The sequence below is a fragment of the Comamonas sp. B-9 genome, assembly GCF_000410635.1.
In the GTDB taxonomy this organism is placed as follows: domain Bacteria; phylum Pseudomonadota; class Gammaproteobacteria; order Burkholderiales; family Burkholderiaceae_C; genus Comamonas.
Genome location: NZ_KE148532.1, coordinates 31,026 through 51,494, shown reverse-complemented (window position 1 = coordinate 51,494; position 20,469 = coordinate 31,026). Strand labels below are relative to the sequence as shown.

Here is a 20,469-nt window from a genome sequence, read left to right as displayed (position 1 = left end):
AGGGGAGGCGCGGCCAGGGCAGAGGCCCGATGCCGCGCCGCAAACGGCGCGGGCCGCAGGTCAGTAGCGCGGCACCGAGGGGTCGCGCTCAGCCGTCCAGAGGTCGATGCCGCCGGTCAGGTTGCTGATCTGGCTGTAGCCCTGGCGCTCCAGGAACACGGCAACCTGCATGCTGCGCATGCCGTGGTGGCAGAGGCAGGCGATGGGGCGGTCTTCATCGAGCAGGTTGAGCGACGCGGGAATCTGCTGCATCGGGATATTCAGCAGCTCAAAACCTTCGGGCTTGACCGAGGCAGTCTGCAGCTCCCAGGGCTCGCGCACATCCAGCACCAGGGGGTTCTGGTCAGCGTGCTGGGCCAGCCATTCATTGAGTTGCGCGGGGCGGATTTGCTCCATACATCACTTTCTGCAGCGCAGCCGGCCCCCAGGCCGCCGCGCTGCGGGGGTCATCAGAACTTGAAGCGGGGTGCCTCGGCAAAGCCCTTGAGGCGGGCCACCACGGTGTCCCAAGGCTGGCTGATCGTCAGCTTGCCTTGCGTGCGGGTGTAGACGGTGGTGCGCATCATCGGCTCGGTGCCCACAAAAGCGATCAGACGGCCGCCTTCCTTGAGCTTGTCGAGCAGTGCCGCTGGCACTTCGTAGACCGAGCCGCTCAGCACGATCACGTCATAGCTGCCGCCGATGGCCTGGGCGTTGGAGCCGTCTTCCAGCACCACATCGACATTCTTGATCTGGGCGCGGTGCAGGTTGGCGCGGGCCAGCTCGACCAGCGCAGGCTCGATCTCCAGCGAGGTGACCTGCTTGGCCAGGCGCGACATGAGCGCAGCCATATAGCCCGAGCCGGTGCCGATTTCCAGCACGTTTTCATGGGCTTGCAGCTTCAGATCCTGCAGCACGCGTGCTTCGACGCGGGGAGGCAGCATGCAGTGGCCATTGGCTACGGCTTCTTCGCCGTCATCGCCCAGCAGTGGCAGCTGGATGTCCATGAACGCCATGTCCTGCAGGCCATCGGGAACAAATTCTTCACGGCGCAGCGTGCCGATCAGCGCCAGCACCTGTTCGTCGCCCAGGCTCCAGGGGCGAACCTGCTGCTCGACCATGTTGTAGCGTGCTGCGCGGTATTTATCATCCGTGCTGGGGGACATGTTCAGTGGCAAACTCATTGCAGACTCCGGTTGGCTTGTTGGGGGTGGGGCAAGAAAAAACCCCTTATTTTAGGCCGCTTAGGGTTCCATAGCGGGACGCCGCCACTTTTGGGCGGCCCATTTCGCAAAATCATCGAGGTAGCAGTACACCACGGGCACCACCACCAGGGTCAACAGCGACGAGGTGATCACCCCGCCGATCACCGCCTGGCCCAGTGGCGCGCGCTGCTCAGCCCCTTCGCTCATCGCAAAGGCCAGCGGCACCATGCCAAACACCATGGCCAGGGTGGTCATCAAGATGGGGCGCAGCCGCACCTGGGCGGCCAGCAGCAGTGCCTGCTCACGGGGCAGGCCGGGCACCATCTGGCCGTCTTCGCCAGGCTGGGGTTGGCGGGCGCGTATCGCAAAGTCCACCAGCAAGATGGCATTCTTGGTGACCAGGCCCATCAGCAAGATGACGCCGATGATGGAGAACATCGACAAGGTGGTGCCAAACATCATCAAAGTGAGCACGACGCCAATGAGGGTCAGTGGCAGCGAGGTCATCAGCGCCAGCGGCTGCAAGAAGCTGCGGAACTGGCTGGCCAGAATCATGTAGATAAAGATCACCGCCAAGGCCAGTGCCGACAGCGCGTAGCCAAAGGACTCCTGCATGTTCTTGGTGCTGCCGGCAAATTCATAGCGGTAGCCGGGCGGGAAGGTGGTCTGCGCCAGCACCGCGCGGATATCGGCGGCCACTTCGCCGGCGCTGCGCTGGTTGGCGTTGGCATTGAAGGCGACTTCGCGGTTCATCGCCCGGCGGTTGATGCGGTTGGGGCCGGTGGTTTCGGTCAAGGTGGCCAGCTGGCTCAGGCGCACCGTATGGGGCTGGCCATTGGCGCCCATGGCCGTCAGCGGCAGTTGGGCCAGCATCTGCGGGTTTTCGCGCGCCTCGGGCGCCAGGCGCACCCGCACGTCATAGGTCTGGTTGTCGCCCGCGCGCCAGTTGCCCACCGTGTCGCCTTCGACCAGGGTGCGCAGCGCTGTCGCCACCTGGCCCATCGGCAGGCCCAGGTCGGATGCGGCATCGCGGTTGAACTGCAGCTGCACGATGGGCTCGCGCTCCAGCACGCTGCTGTCGAGGTCCACCAAGCCGGGGATATGCTGCAGGCGCTCGCTCACCTGGCGTGCCAGACGTTCGAGCTCCTGCAGATCCGGGCCTTGCAGCGAGAACTCCACCTGCTTTTGGCCGCCCACCGCTTCGAGCAGGCCCACGTGCGTCACCTGGATGCCGGCGATCCGGTTGAGCTCCGCGCGCAGGCTGGCCGATATCTGCTGCACATCCTGGCTGCGTTGGCTGCGGTCCACCAGGCGCACATACATGCTGGCGTAGTTCTTGCCGTTGGCATTGCCGGTGTTGATCGTGGTCAGCGTGTAGCGCACGGCCGGGTTGCGGCGCACCACGTCCTCGACCTGGCGGGCGCGCGCCTCGGTCGCCTCCACCGAAGCGCCCACGGGCACGTTAAAGCGGATCTGGGTCTCGGAAAAATCGGCGCGCGGCACAAACTCGGTGCCCAGCAGCGGCAGCAGCAGCAGGCTGAGGATAAAGATCGCCAGCGCCACCAGCAGGCTGGTCAAGCGGTGGCGCAGCGCCCAGGCCAGCAGGCGCTGGTAGCCGGCGCTCAGCTGCTCGGTGGCGGCCTCAAAGCCAGCCAGCGCCCGGTCGAGCGCCCGTGCAAGCCCGTTGCGTGCGGGCTTGCCGCCCTTGTGCACGCTGGGGTCATGCCAGACGCTGGAGAGCATCGGGTCCAAGGTAAAGCTGACAAACATCGACAGCAGCACGGCGACCACAATGGTCAGGCCAAACTCATGGAAGAACTTGCCGATGATGCCGCCCATAAAACCAATGGGCAGAAACACCGCGACGATCGACAAGGTGGTGGCCAGCACGGCCAGGCCAATCTCCTGCGTGCCTTCCAGCGCCGCGCGGTAGGCCGATTTGCCCATCTGCAGGTGGCGCACGATGTTCTCCCGCACGACGATGGCGTCATCGATCAGCAGGCCCACGCACAGCGACAAGGCCATCAGGGTCACCATATTGATGGTGAAACCAAAGGCATACATGAAAAAGAAGGTGCCGATGATGGAGATCGGCAGGGTCAGGCCGGTGATGACCGTCGAGCGCCAGGAGTGCAGGAACAGAAACACGATCAGCACGGTGAGCACCGCCCCCTCGACCAGGGTCTGGCGCACGTTGTCGACGGCCACGCGGATCGGGCGCGAGGCATCGGCAATCGGCTCCAGCCGCAGGCCCGGCGGCAGCTCGGGCGTGATCTCGGCCACTGCGCGGCGCAGGCCGTCCACCACCTCGATGGTGTTTTCCTCCTGCGATTTCTGGATCGACAGCAGCAGGGTGCGCGTGCCGTTGTACAAGGCCAGGTTCTTCAGCTCCTGCGCGCCATCCTGCACGCGCGCTACCTGGTGCAGGTAGATGGGCGCGCCATTGCGGCGGGCCACGATGATCTGGTTGAAGTCCTCGGGCCGCTTCATGCGCGAGTCGATCTGCACCAGCCGGTCCTGCTCGCGCGAGCGCACCGAGCCCAGCGGCAGATCCTGGTTCTCGCGGCGCACGGCATCGGCCACTTCGCTCGCCGAGATGGACAGCGCCTCCATCTGCTGCGGGTTCAGGTAGACATTGATCTCGCGCGGCGTGCCGCCCACCAGGCTCACGGCCCCCACGCCGCGTACATTCTCGAGGCGCTTCTTGAGCACCTGGTCGGCCCAGGAGGTCATCGCAATCGCACTGGGCGGCGTGCCCCGGCTCGGGTCAGGCAGCAGGGCCAGCGACCAGACGGCGGCGTCTGCCGGGTCAAAGCGGATCACGCGCGGGTCTTTGACCTCGTCGCGCAGCAAGGGGCGCACGGCCGCGATCTTCTCGCGCACATCCTCAGCCGCGCGGCGCCCGTCCACATAGATCTGGAACTCCATGATGATGACGGCCGTGCCCTCGTAGCTGCGCGAGGTGAGGGCGCTGATGCCGGCCACGGCGTTGACCGCTTCCTCGATCTTCTTGGTGACTTCGCTCTCGACGATCTCCGGCGCGGCGCCGGGGTAGTCCACCGTGATGACGACCACCGGGAAATCGATATTCGGGAACTGGTCGACCTTGAGGCGCTGCAGTGAGAACAGGCCCAGCACCACCAGCGCGGCCATCATCATCGTGGCCAGCACCGGGTTGTTCAGGCTGAGGCGGGTGAACCACATGGATCAGGACGCGGGCGATGCGGCTTTGGCGGGTGCGGCCTCGGGCGCCAAGCGGACGGGCGTGGCCTCGCGCAGCTGGCCAACCTGGCCGCCGAGAATGCGCTGGCCAGCCTGCAGACCCTGGCGGATGGCCACCCAGGTCTTGCCCTGGAGTTGGCTGCGCGCGCCCAGCACCACGGGCTGGTGCTGTACCCGCAGCGTATCGCCTGGTTCGCCCGATCCGGCGTTTGGGCTCAGCAACTGCACATAGGGCTCGGGCTTGTCGGTGCGCACGGCAGCCAGCGGCACGGCAAGCGTCTGCAGCTCGCCGGTGGCCAGTTGCCCCTGCAGGTACAGCCCCTGGCGCAGCGCCGGTGCGGCAGCGCCTGCGGATAGCGCGGGCTGTGCAATGCGCAAATACACCGTCACACTGCGGCTGTTGGCATCGGCCTGCGGGTTGATGCGCACCACCTCTGCGCTGACGGTCTGGCCGCTGCCATCGACCTGCAACTGCGCCGTCTGGCCCAGGCGCAGCTGCAGCGAATCGGCCGCCGGCATCTGGGCTTGCAGCTCCAGCTCACGCAGGTCGACAATCTCCAGCACGTTGGCGTCCGGCCCGACCTTTTCGCCATTGCTCACCCATTTGCGGGCCACCTGGCCCTGGATGGGGCTGCGCAGCACGGTATCGCTCAGGTTTTTGCGCAGCACATCGGCGGCCGAGCGTGCCGCCTGGTAATTGGCCTGCGCGGCCTGCCATTGCGACTGCGACGACTCCAAGGCCGTGGCCGAGATAAAGCCCTGGTTGGCCAAGGCGCGGTTGTTGTCGTACTGGCGCTGCTGAATATCTTGCTGCGCGCGCGCCGCATCGGCCTGCTGCTGGGCCTGGGTCAGGCGGGCCTGGCTCTCGGTGCTGTCCACCCGCGCGACGACCTGGCCGGCCTGCACCGCGTCGCCCTCGCGCAGTTGCAGCTGCTGCAGCTCGCCGGCAATGCGGGCCTTGATGATGGCGGTGTGCACCGCCTGCACCGTGCCGCTGATGGGCAGGCTCAGCACCAGGGTCTGCGGCGCCACGGTGATCGCGTCGCTGGCAGCCAGCTGGTAGACCGCCTGTGCCTTGGCCTGCTCGGCCTGGGCGAGCGCTTGCTGGCGCTGCTGCTGGGTTTTGAGGCCACGCCACAGCCCGCTGGCGAGCAGGGCGATGACGACGGCAGCGGCCAGCCAGGGCAGTACGCGCTTCATGTTGCGCCACCCCGGGGTTGGCAGCCCAGGCCATGCATCAGTGCATCGGCCTGCATCTGCAAAAAGCGTGGCACATCAAAATCCGGGTTGGGCAGGCAAAAACCGCCGGTGCTTTTGACGCTGGCGCAAAAGATCAGCGGGGCCAGCACCAGGGTCACGCCATAGTCCAGGTCCAGCGGGGCGAGCTCACCGCGCTCCATGCCCCGGCGCAGCACGCGCTCGATCAGCCGGTTGCCGGGCAGCACCACTTCCTGGCGGTAGAAGGCCGCAATCTCGGGAAAGTTATGCGCCTCGGCCATCACCAGGTGCGGCAGGCCGCAGGCCTTGGTCGAGCCGATGCGCTGCCACCAGACCTCGTAGCAGTAGTGGATCAGGGTGGCAGTGTCATGCTGGTAGCTGTCGAGCTCCAGATCCCACTCGGCAAAGCGGCTGCTGAGCACATGGCGCACCACGGCCTGGAACAGCTCTTGTTTGCTCGGAAAATACAAAAACAGCGTGCCCTTGGAGACGCCGGCCTGCCGGGCCACTTCTTCGACCTTGGTGGCCGAATAGCCTTTGCTGACAAACAGGTCCAGCGCCGCATCCAGCAGCTCGCCGGGCCGGGCCTCTTTGCGGCGGCTGCGGCGGGGCGCAGGCGTAGCCAAAGCAGGGGGGGGAGGCGGGGTGGACACGGTGGGCAGCGCAATCTAACAGTTAATGACCAATGGGTTAGTAATGTAGGTGCCTGCCCGCGACAAGTCAAGCACAACGCGGTGATACAAATAGAGAACGCATTGGCATAAGGCTGTCTTTTTCTCTGTTAAAAATGAAGCCAGCCAGCGGCAGTTTTTGCGCGCTTGCCCCTGAATGTTTGGCCCTTTTGTTGCCGGAGTCATGATGTCAAATGAAGCCCAGTCCCCCGTGGAAAAAATCTATCTCGCCGGTGGTTGTTTTTGGTGCACCGAGGCCGTGTTCGGGCGGGTGCGTGGTGTTGTCAAGGTCGTCAGCGGCTATGCCAATGGCCAGATCGCCAATCCCACGTACGAGCAGGTCTGCACGGGCACGACAGGGCATGCCGAATGCGTGGAGCTGAGCTTCGAGCCGCAGGTGCTGCCGCTGGACAAGGTGCTGCACATCTTTTTTGCGACGCATGACCCCACCACCTTGAACCGCCAGGGCAATGATGTGGGCCCGCAGTACCGCAGCGGCATCTACACCACCACGCCCGAGCAGCTGGCCCAGGCCCAGGCCTTTGTCGACAAGCTCAATGCCTCCGGCCAGATGGGCGCGCCGGTGGTGACCGAGGTGGAGCCACTGCAGCATTTCTGGAATGCCGAGGCCTACCACCAGGACTATTTCGACAACAACCCGCGCCAACCCTATTGCACCTATGTGGTGGCGCCCAAGGTCGACAAGCTGGAAACCCGCTTTGCAGACTGGTTGAAGTAGGGCCACCTGGCGGCCGGGCGCGGGCGATGGGCATAATGCAACACAATTGCATCAAAGCCATTGCTCCCAGCCACCGATGTCCGCCCGCACTCCATCCCCCGCCACTGCCGCTTTGAGCGTGCAGTCCCTGCCGCCCGGCATGCGTGCCACGCGCGCCACCAAGGCCTTGCTGGCCCTGGTTGGCAGCCAGCCGGGCATGCAGTGGTCCGTGGCCGAGGTGCAGGCCCGGCTGCAGAAGATGGGCGTCGACGTCAACCGGGTCACCAGCTACCGACTGCTCGACCGCCTGGCCGCTGCCGGCAAGCTGGTCAAAAGTGTGGATGCCGAGCGCCTGACGCGCTATGCGCTGCGCGCCGACGCGCAGGAGCCTCTGCAGGTGCGCTATGAATGCACCGACTGCCATTCGGTGCAAAGCCTGGAGGAGCGTGCCGGCGACGCTGCCACGGCCCAGGTCAACCAGGCGATGGCGCAGTACCTGCAGGTGCTGCAGGAGCAGGGCCTGGCGCCGGAGCAGACCGAGCTGCGCCTGCAGGGCCTGTGCGCCGACTGCAAGCACGACCCCAAAAAATCCTGATCTCAACTCCGCTTGCGGCCAATCAGCCCCGTTGACAGCATGGTGCCGCCAATCACAACGGCGCCGCAGCCCAACATCCAGGCGGTGATGGGTTCTGCCAAAAACCAGTTGCCATAGACCAGCGCAAACACCGGCGCCAAAAAGGTGACCGCAATCGCGCGGCTGGGGCCGGCTGTCTGGATGATGTGGAAATACAGGATATAGGCCACGCTGGTGCACAGCAGCGCCAGGGCCGCGACAGCCAACCACGAGCCCCAGGACGGCGTCTGGCTGGGCCACATCGCAATCGTCGGGATCAGCAGGCAGAGGCTGGCACCGACCATGCTGCCGGTGGCGGTGGCCAAGGGCGGCACGCCCACCAGGTAGCGCTTGGCAAAACTGGCAGCCACGCCATAGCTCAGCGATGCACAGAGGCAGGCGGCGATCGCGGCATAGGCGCTCCAGCTGGCCGCGCCTGCGGTGGCGGGCTTGTCATGCAGCGCGAGCAGGGCCACGCCCGTAAAGCCAATCAACAGGCCGGTGACGCGCAGGCCGGTGATGCGGTCGCCCAGCCAGAGCCAGGCCACCAAGGCACCAAACAAGGGGGCGCAGGCATTGAGCACCGAGGCCATGCCGGTGGGCATATAGACCACGGCATAGGCGAACAGCGAGAAAGGAATGGCCGAATTGATGATGCCCGAGAACAGCACCGGCTTCCAGTGCTGGCGCAGCGCGGGCCATTCGCCGCGCAGCAGCATCAGCGGTAGCAAAAACAGCGCAGCCAGGATGACGCGCAAGCCGGCCGTGGGCACGGCACCAAACTGCGAGGCGCCCAGGCGCATGAACAGAAAGGACGCGCCCCAGAGCACCGCCAGCAGCACAAAGGGGGGTAGCCAGCGGCTGGCGCTCGGCGCAGCCGAGGCAAGGGCGGGGCTAGGGATAGACGCAGCAGCAGAGGAGGGGGTGGGGCGCATAGGATCTCGCAAGGGCAGACAGCATGCTAGCGGGCACCGTGCTTGCCATTGGTGACATTCTTGCGGTGTATTGATGCGCGCCGTGCAAGGAGCCGTGAAAGCGCAGCGTCGGCGCGGCAAACCCGCGTCTGGCTGGGTCCCATTGTGCGTCTGGCAGCGCGGCGCCCTGGTCGCCATATGGACAACTGGCCGGCCATCGCCTCGAGCGTGCCTACAATAGCTGTCTCGCAGCAAAGGCGCGGCTTCTCATGGAGGCCGTTTTTCATGCCTGTTTTGCGCCAACAACAAGGTGAGTTCTGTGCCGATTTCTTCTGCAATCTTCAAAGCCTATGACATCCGCGGCGTTGTGCCGAGCACGCTCAACGAGAGCGTGGCACTGAAGCTGGGCCGGGCCTTTGGCCAGCAGGCGATTGCCGCTGGCGAGCTGGTGGTCGCCGTGGGGCGTGATGGACGCCTGTCAGGCGATGCGCTCAGCCGCGCGCTGATGCAAGGCCTGGTGGAAGCCGGTATCGAGGTCATCGATGTGGGGCGCGTGACCACGCCGATGCTGTACTTTGCCGCCAGCACCTTGTGCCACAGCGGCATCCAGGTGACCGGCAGCCACAACCCCAAGGACTACAACGGCTTCAAAATGGTGCTGGCCGGCCGCGCCATCTATGGCGAAGAGATCCAGAAACTGCGCCAGATCATGGAGAAGGAATGCTGGCGCTTCCAGGGTGGCGGCAAGCTGCGCCAGGCTGATGTGACGGCCGCCTATGTCGAGCGCATCGTCTCGGACATCAAGCTGGCGCGCCCGATGAAGATCGTCGTGGACAGTGGCAACGGCATTGCCGGTGCCACCGCGCCGGGCATCTTCCGCGCGCTGGGCTGCGAGGTGACCGAGCTGTTCTCCGAGGTCGATGGCAACTTCCCCAACCACCATCCCGACCCCAGCAAGCCCGAGAACCTGCGTGACCTGATCGAGGCACTGCAGACCGGTGATGCGGAACTGGGCCTGGCCTTTGATGGCGATGGCGACCGCCTGGGCATCGTGACCAAGGATGGGCAGAATATTTTCCCCGACCGCCAGATGATGCTGTTTGCCCAGGACGTGCTCTCGCGCGTGCCCGGTGGTGAGATTGTCTATGACGTCAAGTGCTCGCAGCGCCTGGCGCCGGCCATTGAGGCAGCCGGCGGCAAACCGGTGATGTACAAGACCGGGCATTCGCTCATCAAGGCGCGCATGCGCGAGACCAATGCGCCCTTGGGCGGCGAGATGAGCGGCCATATCTTCTTCAAGGAGCGCTGGTACGGCTTTGATGACGGTACCTACGCCGGCTGCCGCCTGCTGGAGATTCTGAGCAAGGCCCAGAACCCTTGCGCGCTGCTGCATGCGCTGCCCAGCAGCTACAGCACGCCTGAGCTCAATGTGGAATGCCAGGAGGGCGAGCCGCACAAGCTGAGCGCCCAGCTCCAGGAGATGGCGGCCGATGTGTTCAGCGCGCCGGCCCAGATCAACACCATTGATGGCCTGCGCGTGGACTGGCCCGATGGTTTTGGCCTGATCCGTGCCAGCAACACCACGCCCGTGCTGGTGCTGCGCTTTGAAGGCCATACCCAGGCAGCGCTGCACCGCATCCAGAACGAGATGAAGGCGCTGCTGCTCAAGGTCAAGCCCGATGCCGTCATTGGCAGTGCGTCGCACTAAGGCGCGGCCGCATCCATGGGTCTGAGCCTGACGCTCTACGGCTGGGTCGCAAGGCTTGCCCGCCCGCTGGTGCGGCGCAAGCTGGCGCGCCGCGCGGTGCAGGAGCCCGGCTACGCCCAGATGGTGGAGCAGCGCTTTGGCGATTACGGCGACCTGCCGCGCTACCAGGCCGTGCCTGAGATGCCGCTGGTCTGGATCCATGCGGTATCGCTGGGCGAGACGCGGGCTGCTGCCATCTTGCTGCGCGAGCTGCGGCTGCAGATACCGGCCTTGCGCCTGCTGCTGACCAATGGCACGGCCACGGGCCGTGAAGAGGGGCAAAAGCTGCTGCTGCCCGGCGACATCCAGGTCTGGCAGCCCTGGGATGACCGCGCCAGTGTCAGCGCCTTTTTGCGCCATTTCCGGCCCTCCATCGGCATCCTGATGGAGACGGAGATGTGGCCGGGGCTGGCCGCTGGCTGCCAGCGCGAACATGTACCGCTGGTGCTGGCCAATGCCCGGCTCAATGAGAAATCGCTGCGCGGCGCCCAGCGCCTGGCCTGGCTGGCACGCCCGGCCTACCGCAGCCTGCGCTCGGTGATCGCGCAGACCGAGGCCGATGCCGGCCGGCTGCGCGCCGCTGGCGCCGAGGTGACTGCGGTGCTGGGCAATCTTAAATTCGATGTCGAGCCCGATGCGGCGCAACTGGCCCAGGGCCAGGCCTGGCACCAGGCGGCGGGCAAACCGGTGGTGATGCTGGCCAGCAGCCGTGAGGGCGAAGAGGCCTTGTGGTTAGAGGCGCTGGCGCAGCTGCGCGGCAGCGACCCGCAAGCCGCCGCAAGCGTGCAATGGCTGCTGGTGCCGCGCCACCCGCAGCGTTTTGACGAGATTGTGCAGCTGCTGCAGGGTGCCGGTTTGCAGGTATCGCGGCGCAGCCAGTGGCAGAGCGGGCCCGAGCCCGCCGATGTCTGGCTGGGCGACAGCATGGGCGAGATGCAGCTGTACTACGGCCTGGCCGATGTGGCCTTGCTGGGTGGCAGCTTTGCGCCGCTGGGCGGCCAGAACCTGATTGAGGCGGCCGCTTGCGGCTGCCCGGTCGTCATGGGGCCGCATACCTTCAATTTTGCGCAGGCGGCGGACAGCAGCGTGCAGGCCGGTGCCGGGTTGCGCGTGCCAGGCATGGACGATGGCCTGCAGCAGGCCGTGGCCATTGCCAGTGATACGAGCCGCCACAGCTGCATGCGCCGCGCGGCACTGCAGTTTGCGCAGGCGCACCGGGGCGCAGCGAAGACCACCGCGCAGCTGGTGGCCGCGGTGCTGGAGTCAACAGACGGCTTTGTCAATTCCAGCTTTGAGGCCTCGCTGTTTGACGAGGATTCCGTCTAAACCTTTTTCGGGCTGGCGTTCATGCCTTGGGGCGGGTGGCAAAGGCCAGCACAAAGCTCAGCGCCAGGGTTGGCAAGGCCGATCCCGCTTGCGGCGCCCAGGCGGCCAGGCCGTGGTAGAGCGCGATGCCGCCCAGCCACAGGGCCAGCGGCAGCAGGTGCACGCCGGCCTGCGTGCGGGCGGGCTGGTAACCGCCCCAGGACAGCCGGCCCAAAATCACGCCAAACAGCGGCACAAAGACGGAACTCAGGATCAGCAAAAAGGGCTCGAGGCTGTGCATCGGCAGCACCATGGCGAGCGCCGTGCTGCACACCGCCATCGCAATGCCCCAGCCGCGCACACCCCAGCGCGGCAGCAGGCTGTGGGCCGATACCGCGCCCGAGTAGGCATCGCCATAGGCATTGTCCACTTCGTCCAGCAGCACCAGTGATAGTGCGATCAAACCGCCCTGGGCCAGCAGCAAGGCGGCGACCAGGTCGGTGCTGGGCAGCACCAGAGCCACCAGCACGCCCAGTGCATAGCACCAGATATTGGCAATGCCAAAACCAATCCAGGTGCCGGCCATGGCGCTGCGGCCATTGCGCCCGTAGCGGGCATAGTCGGCCACCAGCGGCAGCCAGGAGATGGGCATGGCCACCACCAGGTCGAGCGCGGGCATCACGCCCATGCCGCCAGCTCCTGGCCGGCTCCACAACGCAGGCAGGCCTTGCTGCAAGGCCATGCCGACAAACTGCCAGCTCAGCCACAGCAGCGACAGCACCACCAGCGGCAGCGCGACGCGTGAGATCAGCTGGCGCACCAGCCGCACCATGGAGCCCGTCATCAGTGCCACCAGCAGGCCACCCCAGAGCAAGGTGGCCAGCCAGGGCCAGTACGCGGCCTGCATGCCACCGGCCTGGCGGCCAATGGCCACGGTCGATTCGCGCATCACCACCAGCTCAAAGGCGCCCCAGCCCAGCAGCTGCACGATATTGAGCAGCACCGGCAGCTTGGCAAAGTGGCGGCCATAGACATGGTGGATCAGCCCGGCGCTGGACAGCCCCGTGTCGCAGCCGATCTTGCCCACCCAGGCGAGCAGTCCCGCCCCCACGACCGAGCCGCCCACAATGGCCATCAGGGCCTCGGGCGTGGACAGCGCTGGCATCAAATAGGCACCCACCTGCATCACCAGCAGGCCCACGCCTAAGCTGAACCACAGCGAGGCCAGATGCCAGCCGTTGAAAACACGCTCCTCTTGAGCGACGGGATGGAGGGCGAAGTTGGAGGCGGAAGAAGCGTTGGCGGTCATGGCCTGTTATTGTTTGAAGTGCTGGTAGTTAGGTTGCAGTGCAAGGCAGTCCGGGCGCCTGCAAGTGCGGCTATTGTGCCCAGCCTTCATGCCCCTAAAGAGATGACTACAATCGCCTGCGAGATGACGATACAGACGGACCCTTCTACCTGGATGCGCGACGGCGTGAGCCCCAGCTGCGTGGTGCTGCCCTCGCGCGGAGAGGGCCTGCTGCTGGACTTTCTGGCCCAGCGCCTGCCGCTGGTCAGCGCCGCGCAGTGGCTCGAACGCCTGCAGGCGGGCGATGTGGTCGATGGCGCGCGCCAGACCTTGGGCCCGGCACAGGTCTTTGTGCCCGGCATGCGGGTGTACTACTGGCGCAAGGTCGAGCAGGAGCTGCCCATTCCTTTCGATGCCGAGGTGCTGTACGAGGACGAGCGTCTGCTGCTGGTGGACAAGCCGCATTTTCTGCCGGTGCTGCCGACGGGCAAATATGTGCAGAACTCGTTGCTGGTGCGGCTGAAAAATGCGACCGGCAATGCCCATCTCTCACCGCTGCACCGCATCGACCGCGATACCGCCGGCCTGTTGCTGCTGTCCAAGGATGCGGCCACGCGTGGCCAGTACCAGGCCTTGTTCCGCGACCGGGCGATGGACAAGCGCTATGAGGCGGTGGCGCCCTGGCGGGCGGACCTGGTGTTTCCGCGTGAGCACCGCAGCCGCATGGAAGAGAGCCAGCGTTTTTTTCTGATGCATGAGGTGCCAGGCGAGCCCAACAGCCACAGCCATATGGCGCTGCTGGAGCAGCAGGGCGCCTGGGCGCGTTATGCCTTGAAGCCCGTCAGCGGCAAACGCCACCAGCTGCGTGTGCACATGGCGGCGCTGGGGCTGCCGATCCGCAACGATGCCTTCTACCCGGAGGTCAATGACCCGCCCGAGGGCGACTTCTCGCGGCCCTTGCAGCTGCTCGCGTGTGAGCTGCGCTTTAGCGATCCGGTCACGGGGCAGGCGCATATGTTTTGCAGCCGGCGCCAGTTGCTGCCCCTGGCTGACTAGCAGCAACCAAGCCGCCCAGCGGCGGCTTGTGGTGAGGGCAGGGTAGTTGGCCTTAGCGGCTGAACGACCCCATGGCCTCGCCCAGTTGCACCGGCTTGGCCGCGGCCCAGTCGGCGTTGAAGGCGCTTTTGCCTTCGGGCAGCAGCAGCACGATGGTCGAGCCCAGCAAAAAGCGGCCCATTTCATCGCCTTGCTCCAGCACAATGGGCTGGGTCTGGTAGTCCCAGCTGCGTATCTTGCGCGAGCGGGGCGGGTTTACCTGGCCGTGCCAGGTGGTGGACATGCTGCCGACAATGGTCGCGCCCACCAGCACCATCACGACAGGGCCAATGCGCGACTCAAACACGCAGACCACGCGCTCGTTGCGGGCAAACAGGCCGGGCACGCCCCGCGCGGTCAGCGGGTTGACGGAGAACAGGTCGCCAGGCACATAGACCATCTTTTGCAGCTTGGCGCGCAGCGGCATGTGGATGCGGTGGTAGTCGCGCGGGCTGAGGTAGATGGTGGCGAACTGGCCGTTGTTGAACTGCGCGGCCAGCTGCGCATCGCCGCCGAGCAAGGCGGTGGTGCTGTAGCTATGGCCCTTGGCCTGGAAGATCTGGTCCTGCGCAATCGCACCGCACTGGCTGATGGCGCCATCGACGGGGCAGACCAGGTCGGCCTGGGCCATGGGGCGCACGCCGGCGCGCAACTCGCGGGTGAAGAAGTCGTTGAAGCTCTTGTACTGCGCAATATCGGGCTGCGCCGCTTCATCCATGTTGACCTGGTACTTGCCAACAAACCAGCGGATAAAGCGGGTGGTTGCGCCGCCCAGCTCTGCCGATGCCAATGTGCCGGCCAGCGCGGTCATCCATTTCTTGGGCAGCAGGTATTGGGGCAAAACAGCAATTCGATCGCGCATGGTCAGGGCCGTTACAGTAAACCGCCGATTCTATCGACACTGTGTCGTACCCATGACAAATTGCGTTGTGAAATGCAGCTTTTGTCGGCCATATGCTGACAATTTGTCGCCAAATGCCTGGGCTTGGATGCCGATGCTGCCAGCAGGTGCGACAGCGGCGGCTGTGCTTGTAGTCCGGCGCCTGATTATGATGGCGGACCTCCAGCTTTCATATCGCCTTCTGTCTCGCCATGTCTCCAGCACGTCCTCCGTCCCAACCAGCATCTGCGCCAGGCACAGTCAGCCGCCGCGCCCGGCTGCAGCTGTGGTTGCGCAACTTTCTGCCGTCGGCCGCGCATGTCAACGGGCTGGAGCTGGCGCGCATGGTCGTGGGCGCGATGGTGGTGCTGTGGCTCACGGGCATGGCCAGCCAGACCTGGGGCCAGCATGACCACAGCCCCTGGCTGTTTGCCGCGATGGGCGCCAGTGCCTTGCTGCTGATCGGCACGCCGTCGAGCCCCATGGCCCAGCCCTGGCCGGTGATCGGCGGCTCGATGCTGTCGGCGCTGGCGGGCTGGGTGGCCGTGCTGGTGTTTCCCGATCCGCTGCTGGCAGCGGCCGTCGCGGTGGGCCTGGCCATCATGGTGATGGTGGTGCTGCGCTGCCTGCACCCACCGGGCGCTGCGCTGGCCATGTGGATGGCGATTCAGGGCTGGCACGATGTGTCGGTGCTGCTCAACCCCGTGGCGCTGAACCTGGTCGTTCTGGTGCTGTTGGCCACGGCCTACAACCGCATGACCGGCAAGCGCTACCCCGCACCCCAGCACAGCCAGAAGGCACAGGCCGCGCAAGCCTCGCGCGAATCGAGCGCACGCATCGAGGGCAGCGATCTCGATGAGGCGCTGGAGCGCTTCAACGGCGTGCTCGATGTCAGCCGCGCCGATCTGGAAGCGCTGCTGCAAGGCGCAAGCCAGGCCGCCTTCAAGCGTACCTTGGGCAATGTGCGCTGCGAGGATGTGATGTCCCATCCGGTGCATGCGACGCGGCCACAGAGCAGCGTCAAGGATGCCTGGGCCCTGATGCAGCAGCATGGGGTCAAGGCCTTGCCGGTGGTCGATGAGGCGCAGCGGGTGGTGGGCATCATCACCGCCACCGATCTGCTCAACCATGCGCTGACCGCCACCCCGGCTGCCCTCAGCAGCAAGCTCAAGCACTGGGTGCTGCGCAAGAAGGACGCCGGCCAGCGGGTGGGCGAGCTGATGACGGCCGAGGTCTCCAAGGTGGGCAGCTATGACCGCCTGGTCGACCTGATCGCGATCTTCTCGCGCGCCAAGCTGCACCATGTACCCGTTGTCAACCGGCAAGGCAAGCTGGTGGGCATCATCTCCCAGACTGACCTGGTGCGCGAGATGGCAGCGGCGCTGTCGCTGCCGCACGCAGACACCTGAGGCGAACGTTGGGTGATGGGCATGGCCCAAAACAAAGCCCTGCGACAGCAGGGCTTTGTGCTTCAGGATGCGTAGAGCCGTCCTGGGTGTGGAGCGGGGCGCGTGGCCCCGCTACCTTCGCAGCACCAGCCAGCTGAAGGCGCCCAGCGACAGCAGCGAGTAGATCAGCCCCGGCGCCGCAGCGGTCAGCATCGGGTGCCAGTTCTGCAGGTTGCCGGCAAAGCCAAACACGTTGTTGAGCAGGAAGAAGCTGATACCGGCCATCACGCCGCCAAACACATAGCCGGTGATGCCGCCCGAGCGGAAATGCAGGTAGGCAAAGGGCAGAGCGAGCACGACCATCACCAGGCAGCTGATGGGGTAGAACACCTTGCGCCACAGCTCGATCTCGTAGCGCTGTGCGCTTTGGCCATTGGCCTGCAAATGGCTCACGTAGAGGAATAGGTCGTAGGTGCTCATCTGGTCGGGTTTGAGCACGGCGGCAGCGACCATGCTGCTGGTCACCGCAGTCGGCCAGTCCAGGGTCTCCAGGTTCTTGACCTCGACACGCGCCTGTCGCTGGTCGCCCAGGTAGTAGCGCTGCTCCTGGATATGGTGCAGGTGCCAGACGCCATTGCCAAATTTGCCGCCAGCGGCGGTGAGCTGCATCTGGATGCGGCCCTGGTCGTCGAAGTTGTAGACCCGCACGCGCTGCAGATCGCCTTCGGGCGAGATGGCGCGCACATTGATCGCGGCCATGCCGTCCTCGCGCTTCTCGCGCAGCCAGGCGCCGGTGCGGCCGGTGCTCAGCTGGCCAAAGCGCTGCGCGCGCACCAGCTGGCTGGCCTGCTCACCGGCAGGCGCCACATAGTCGCCAATCGCAAAAGTCAGCACCACAAAGGCCAGGCCAATGCTCAGCAGGCTGCCCAGCGCCTGCCAGGGGCCCAGGCCACTGGTGCGCAAAATAGTGAACTCGGAAGTCTGCGCCATGCGCGCCATCACAAAGATCGTGCCGATCAGCACGGTGATGGGCAGCAGCTCATAGATATGGTTGGGGATGTTGAGCGCCACGCTCAACAGCGCATCCTTGAGCTCATAGGTGCCGGTGCCGATCCAGCGGAACTCGTCGACCAGGTCAAAGAAAAAGAACAGCGCCAGAAAGGCAAGGGTGACAAAGCCGACGGTCACGGCAATGTCCCGGTAGATCATTTTGCGAAAGGTCTTCATGCGCGGCTCCCCTGGCGGCGTACCCATTGCAGCAGCGAGAACTGCTGGTTGCGGCTGAGCAGCAGGGTCCAGGCAAGCAGCGCCGTCAAGCCGTGGATGAGAACAAAGGAGAGCGGCAGCGAGGCTTTGCCCGAAGACACCCAGTTCTGGGCAAAGGTCATGAGGTTGTAATAGACGATAAAGGCAAACAGGGCGAACACCAGGCTGCTGCTGCGGCCTGCGCGCGGGTTGACGCTGGCCATGGCCAGGCCCAGCACGACAAAATTGATCGCGGCAATCGCCAGGCCCAGGCGGTAACCCAGCTCGCCCAGCAGGCGGGGCTCTGCACTGGCCATCAGCTGGCGCGTGGGGATGTTCTTCACCGCGCCCATGTCGTTGGGGTCAATCGTGGCGGCGCTGCCGATGCGGGTGCCGTATTCCTTGAAGTCGCTGACCTTCAGGCCGGGGTTGTCCTTGGTTTTTTCGATGCGCTGGCCGTCATTGAGCACGGCAACGCGGGCGTTTTCCTGCACTTCGAGGTGGGCGCTCTTGGCGCTGGTCACGGTGTCTTTCTTCTCTTCGTTGGTCACGATAAAGACATTGCTCGCCTCCAGGTCCGAGTTGCGGTCGCGGTCGATGAAGAACACGCGCGAGCCGTCGGACGACTCCTGGAATTCCCCCGGTGCGATGCGGTCGACGTCACCGCGCTGTTCATATTGCGCGCGAAGCTGCACAATCTGCTGGTTGGCCCAGGGCCATACCAGCAAGGCCAGCACGGCAATGACGACCATGATGGGCCAGGAAAAGCGCATCAGCGGGCGCAGAAAGCTCAGCAGACTTTGACCACTGCTGAACCACACGGCCATTTCACTGTCGCGGTACATGCGCGACAAAGTCGCCACTACCGCAATGAAAAGGCAGAGGCTCAGGATGGTGGGCAGCTGGCCCAGCACGGTGTAGCCCATCACCAGCAACACATCGGAAGGGTTGACGCTGCCACGCGAGGCCTGGCCCAGCACTTTGATGAGCATCATCGTCATCACCACAGTCACCAGCACCACCAAGGTGGCACCAAAGCTGCGGGATAGCTCTTTACGGATCGAGGAATCGAATAACATTGGCGAGAAGGAAAGCACCGATTATGAACTTTGAACTCAAAACTCTGGATTTGGCTTCGGCCGCATTGCAGTCTGGCGACCTGCTGGTCGTCTTGGTGGCTGACAAGCAGCCCAAAACCAGTGATGCATTGTCCACCCTGATTGCGCACGCGCAGAAAAATGGTGATTTTGAGGCAAAAACCGGCAAGTTGCTGGCCATGTATGCGGTGCCCGCCATCGAAGCCCGGCATTTGTTGCTGCTGGGCATTGGCGATGGCTCGCCCCAGGCGGTGCGCCAGGCGCTGGCGGCCGTCTCGGGCCCGCTGACGCGCGAGGGCATCGAGCGCGCAGCCGTTGTGAGCGCCCAGCCGCTGGCGGGCGCCTCCCTGCATGCGCTGCTGCAATGCCTGGCCGACAGCGCCTACCTCTACCGCACCACCAAGCCATCGGCCAAGGCCGTGGCGCTCAAGTCCGTGGTGCTGGGCGCGCCCAATGCACCAGAGCTGGAGCGCGCTTTTGAGGTGGCCAAGGCCACCGCCCAGGGCGTGGACTTTGCCCGTGAATGGGCCAACCGCCCTGCGAACTACGCCACGCCCAAGCTGCTGGCCGATGCGGCCGAATCGCTGGCCGAAGAACACAAGCGCATCAAGTGCAAGATCCACAAGCCCGAAGACGTGGCCAAGCTGGGCATGGGCGCCTTCATCGCCGTGGCCCAGGGCTCCAAGGAGCCGCTGCGCTTTATCGAGCTGCACTACCACGGCGCCGACAAGGACAGCCAGCCGGTGGTGCTGGTGGGCAAGGGCATCACCTTTGATACCGGTGGCATCTCCATCAAGCCTGCGGGCGACATGGACGAGATGAAGTACGACATGGGGGGCGCTGCCAGTGTGCTGGGCACCTTCCGTGCGCTGGCTGAGCTCAAGCCCGAGATCAATGTGGTCGGCCTGATCCCCGCCTGCGAAAACATGCCCGATGGCGGCGCGGTCAAGCCCGGTGATGTGGTCACCAGCATGAGCGGCCAGACCATCGAGATCCTGAACACCGACGCCGAAGGCCGCCTGGTGCTCTGCGATGCGCTGACCTATGCCGAGCGCTTCACGCCCAGCGCCGTGGTCGATATCGCCACCTTGACCGGTGCTTGCGTGATTGCGCTGGGCGCGCAGCGCAGCGGCCTGTTCTCGAACAACGACGCGCTGGCCCAGGCCTTGCAAGCCGCTGGCGAGCAGGCGCAAGACACTTGCTGGCGCATGCCGCTCGATGACGAATACGCCGAAGGCCTGAAGACCAACTTTGCCGATGTGGCCAATGTCGGCGGCCGGCCGGCCGGCGCCATCACGGCCGCCAAGTTCCTGCAGCGCTTTGTCGGCAGCATGGCCTGGGCGCACCTGGATATCGCCGGCACCGCCTGGCGCAGCGGCGCCAAGAAGGGCGCCACCGGCCGCCCCGTGGGCTTGCTGCTGCAGTACCTGCTTGGCAGCGCCCAAGGCGCAGCACCTGCCGAGCAGGCCAATACGGTCAAGCCGGCCAAGGCCAGCAAGGCCGACAAGCCTGCCGCAGCGGCCAAGCCCGGCAAGGCGGCAGTCAATGTGGACGGCGCTGACAAGGCGGACGCCCAGTAAGCACAGCCTGCCTTATGACGACCTCCACGACGGTAGCATTTCACTTCAACGCGCCCAGCAAGCTGGCCTATGCCTGCAAGCTGGCGCGCAAGCTCCAGCGCATGGATATTCCGCTGGTGGTGCTCGGCGAGCCGGCCATGGTGGCCCAACTCGACGAGGCGCTGTGGTCCTTTGGCGGTGCCAGTCAGTTTCTGGCCCACTGCCGGGGGGACGCAGCGCCAGAGGTACTGCAGCGCTCGCCCACGGTGCTGCTGAGCGAGCTGGCCGGCACCCTGCCGCATGCCCGCGTGCTGCTGAACCTGGG

General features: G+C 65.3%; 18 protein-coding genes. 8 read left to right on the top strand and 10 right to left on the bottom strand.

Annotated features, from left to right (window positions below):
* Nucleotides 1-60: 60 nt before the first annotated feature.
* Genes H928_RS0106950 through H928_RS0106930 form a run of 5 tightly spaced genes read right to left on the bottom strand, consistent with a single transcriptional unit; the run spans nucleotide 61 to nucleotide 6,250 of the window.
* Nucleotides 61-396 (bottom strand): rhodanese-like domain-containing protein, encoded by a 336-nt coding sequence (locus tag H928_RS0106950; RefSeq protein WP_021025841.1) that lies wholly within the window; start codon nucleotides 394-396, stop codon nucleotides 61-63.
* 53 nt (nucleotides 397-449) lie between these two features.
* A complete protein-coding gene (locus tag H928_RS0106945) occupies nucleotides 450-1,163 on the bottom strand; it encodes a protein-L-isoaspartate O-methyltransferase (protein WP_021025840.1) in 714 nt (237 codons plus the stop codon).
* A gap of 60 nt (nucleotides 1,164-1,223) precedes the next feature.
* Complete coding sequence (locus H928_RS0106940) at nucleotides 1,224-4,388, bottom strand: efflux RND transporter permease subunit (RefSeq protein ID WP_021025839.1); 3,165 nt, start codon at nucleotides 4,386-4,388, stop codon at nucleotides 1,224-1,226.
* Nucleotides 4,389-4,391: 3 nt separating this feature from the next.
* The gene (locus H928_RS0106935) at nucleotides 4,392-5,606 is read right to left on the bottom strand and encodes an efflux RND transporter periplasmic adaptor subunit (protein ID WP_021025838.1); all 1,215 of its coding nucleotides are present in this window, start codon (nucleotides 5,604-5,606) and stop codon (nucleotides 4,392-4,394) included.
* Nucleotides 5,603-6,250 (bottom strand): TetR/AcrR family transcriptional regulator, encoded by a 648-nt coding sequence (locus H928_RS0106930; RefSeq protein WP_021025837.1) that lies wholly within the window; start codon nucleotides 6,248-6,250, stop codon nucleotides 5,603-5,605. Before H928_RS0106930 ends, H928_RS0106935 begins: the two co-directional genes overlap by 4 nt.
* Nucleotides 6,251-6,482: 232 nt before the next feature.
* On the opposite strand from H928_RS0106930, the gene msrA reads away from it, so the two are divergent.
* Nucleotides 6,483-7,034, top strand: coding sequence for a peptide-methionine (S)-S-oxide reductase MsrA (msrA, locus tag H928_RS0106925; protein ID WP_027010645.1), 552 nt, complete (start codon nucleotides 6,483-6,485; stop codon nucleotides 7,032-7,034).
* A gap of 76 nt (nucleotides 7,035-7,110) precedes the next feature.
* Nucleotides 7,111-7,608, top strand: coding sequence for a Fur family transcriptional regulator (locus H928_RS32195; RefSeq protein ID WP_158400492.1), 498 nt, complete (start codon nucleotides 7,111-7,113; stop codon nucleotides 7,606-7,608).
* Nucleotides 7,609-7,610: 2 nt separating this feature from the next.
* Here the strand turns inward: H928_RS32195 and H928_RS0106915 are convergent, their stop codons facing one another.
* The gene (locus H928_RS0106915; RefSeq protein WP_021025834.1) at nucleotides 7,611-8,561 is read right to left on the bottom strand and encodes a DMT family transporter; all 951 of its coding nucleotides are present in this window, start codon (nucleotides 8,559-8,561) and stop codon (nucleotides 7,611-7,613) included.
* A 298-nt stretch (nucleotides 8,562-8,859) separates the two neighbouring features.
* Here H928_RS0106915 and H928_RS0106910 point away from each other — a divergent pair, with 298 nt between their 5' ends.
* The gene (locus H928_RS0106910) at nucleotides 8,860-10,248 is read left to right on the top strand and encodes a phosphomannomutase/phosphoglucomutase (protein ID WP_021025833.1); all 1,389 of its coding nucleotides are present in this window, start codon (nucleotides 8,860-8,862) and stop codon (nucleotides 10,246-10,248) included.
* 15 nt (nucleotides 10,249-10,263) lie between these two features.
* Nucleotides 10,264-11,613, top strand: a complete 1,350-nt coding sequence (locus tag H928_RS26565; protein ID WP_021025832.1) for a 3-deoxy-D-manno-octulosonic acid transferase — start codon at nucleotides 10,264-10,266, stop codon at nucleotides 11,611-11,613.
* A gap of 19 nt (nucleotides 11,614-11,632) precedes the next feature.
* On the opposite strand, the gene H928_RS0106900 is transcribed toward H928_RS26565, so the two are convergent.
* Entirely contained in the window at nucleotides 11,633-12,901 is a 1,269-nt protein-coding gene (locus H928_RS0106900) for a cytosine permease (RefSeq protein ID WP_021025831.1), read from the bottom strand.
* A gap of 102 nt (nucleotides 12,902-13,003) precedes the next feature.
* Here H928_RS0106900 and H928_RS0106895 point away from each other — a divergent pair, with 102 nt between their 5' ends.
* On the top strand, nucleotides 13,004-13,936 hold the full coding sequence (locus H928_RS0106895; RefSeq protein WP_239644899.1) for a pseudouridine synthase: 933 nt from the start codon (nucleotides 13,004-13,006) through the stop codon (nucleotides 13,934-13,936).
* A 52-nt stretch (nucleotides 13,937-13,988) separates the two neighbouring features.
* On the opposite strand, the gene asd is transcribed toward H928_RS0106895, so the two are convergent.
* Nucleotides 13,989-14,837 (bottom strand): archaetidylserine decarboxylase, encoded by an 849-nt coding sequence (asd, locus tag H928_RS0106890; protein WP_027010641.1) that lies wholly within the window; start codon nucleotides 14,835-14,837, stop codon nucleotides 13,989-13,991.
* 308 nt (nucleotides 14,838-15,145) lie between these two features.
* Between asd and H928_RS26560 the strand changes: the two genes are divergently transcribed.
* Entirely contained in the window at nucleotides 15,146-16,264 is a 1,119-nt protein-coding gene (locus H928_RS26560) for an HPP family protein (protein WP_021025828.1), read from the top strand.
* A gap of 111 nt (nucleotides 16,265-16,375) precedes the next feature.
* On the opposite strand, the gene lptG is transcribed toward H928_RS26560, so the two are convergent.
* Nucleotides 16,376-17,470, bottom strand: a complete 1,095-nt coding sequence (gene lptG / locus H928_RS0106880; RefSeq protein WP_021025827.1) for an LPS export ABC transporter permease LptG — start codon at nucleotides 17,468-17,470, stop codon at nucleotides 16,376-16,378.
* Nucleotides 17,467-18,567, bottom strand: a complete 1,101-nt coding sequence (gene lptF, locus H928_RS0106875; protein WP_021025826.1) for an LPS export ABC transporter permease LptF — start codon at nucleotides 18,565-18,567, stop codon at nucleotides 17,467-17,469. The genes lptG and lptF overlap by 4 nt, the downstream gene beginning before the upstream one ends.
* 23 nt (nucleotides 18,568-18,590) lie before the next feature.
* Between lptF and H928_RS0106870 the strand changes: the two genes are divergently transcribed.
* On the top strand, nucleotides 18,591-20,165 hold the full coding sequence (locus H928_RS0106870; protein WP_021025825.1) for a leucyl aminopeptidase: 1,575 nt from the start codon (nucleotides 18,591-18,593) through the stop codon (nucleotides 20,163-20,165).
* A 14-nt stretch (nucleotides 20,166-20,179) separates the two neighbouring features.
* Nucleotides 20,180-20,469, top strand: a 290-nt coding sequence (locus H928_RS33075; protein ID WP_239644898.1) for a DNA polymerase III subunit chi, incomplete at its 3' end; no start/stop codon positions are given.

Bases quoted from the DNA above. Each gene is read 5' to 3' on its own strand.
- H928_RS0106950 (WP_021025841.1), bottom strand. From the start codon at position 396: ATGGAGCAAATCCGCCCCGCGCAACTCAATGAATGGCTGGCCCAGCAC.
- H928_RS0106945 (WP_021025840.1), bottom strand. From the start codon at position 1,163: ATGAGTTTGCCACTGAACATGTCCCCCAGCACGGATGATAAATACCGC.
- H928_RS0106940 (WP_021025839.1), bottom strand. From the start codon at position 4,388: ATGTGGTTCACCCGCCTCAGCCTGAACAACCCGGTGCTGGCCACGATG.
- H928_RS0106935 (WP_021025838.1), bottom strand. From the start codon at position 5,606: ATGAAGCGCGTACTGCCCTGGCTGGCCGCTGCCGTCGTCATCGCCCTG.
- msrA (WP_027010645.1), top strand. From the start codon at position 6,483: ATGTCAAATGAAGCCCAGTCCCCCGTGGAAAAAATCTATCTCGCCGGT.
- H928_RS32195 (WP_158400492.1), top strand. From the start codon at position 7,111: ATGTCCGCCCGCACTCCATCCCCCGCCACTGCCGCTTTGAGCGTGCAG.
- H928_RS0106915 (WP_021025834.1), bottom strand. From the start codon at position 8,561: ATGCGCCCCACCCCCTCCTCTGCTGCTGCGTCTATCCCTAGCCCCGCC.
- H928_RS26565 (WP_021025832.1), top strand. From the start codon at position 10,264: ATGGGTCTGAGCCTGACGCTCTACGGCTGGGTCGCAAGGCTTGCCCGC.
- H928_RS0106900 (WP_021025831.1), bottom strand. From the start codon at position 12,901: ATGACCGCCAACGCTTCTTCCGCCTCCAACTTCGCCCTCCATCCCGTC.
- H928_RS0106895 (WP_239644899.1), top strand. From the start codon at position 13,004: ATGACTACAATCGCCTGCGAGATGACGATACAGACGGACCCTTCTACC.
- asd (WP_027010641.1), bottom strand. From the start codon at position 14,837: ATGCGCGATCGAATTGCTGTTTTGCCCCAATACCTGCTGCCCAAGAAA.
- lptG (WP_021025827.1), bottom strand. From the start codon at position 17,470: ATGAAGACCTTTCGCAAAATGATCTACCGGGACATTGCCGTGACCGTC.
- lptF (WP_021025826.1), bottom strand. From the start codon at position 18,567: ATGTTATTCGATTCCTCGATCCGTAAAGAGCTATCCCGCAGCTTTGGT.
- H928_RS0106870 (WP_021025825.1), top strand. From the start codon at position 18,591: ATGAACTTTGAACTCAAAACTCTGGATTTGGCTTCGGCCGCATTGCAG.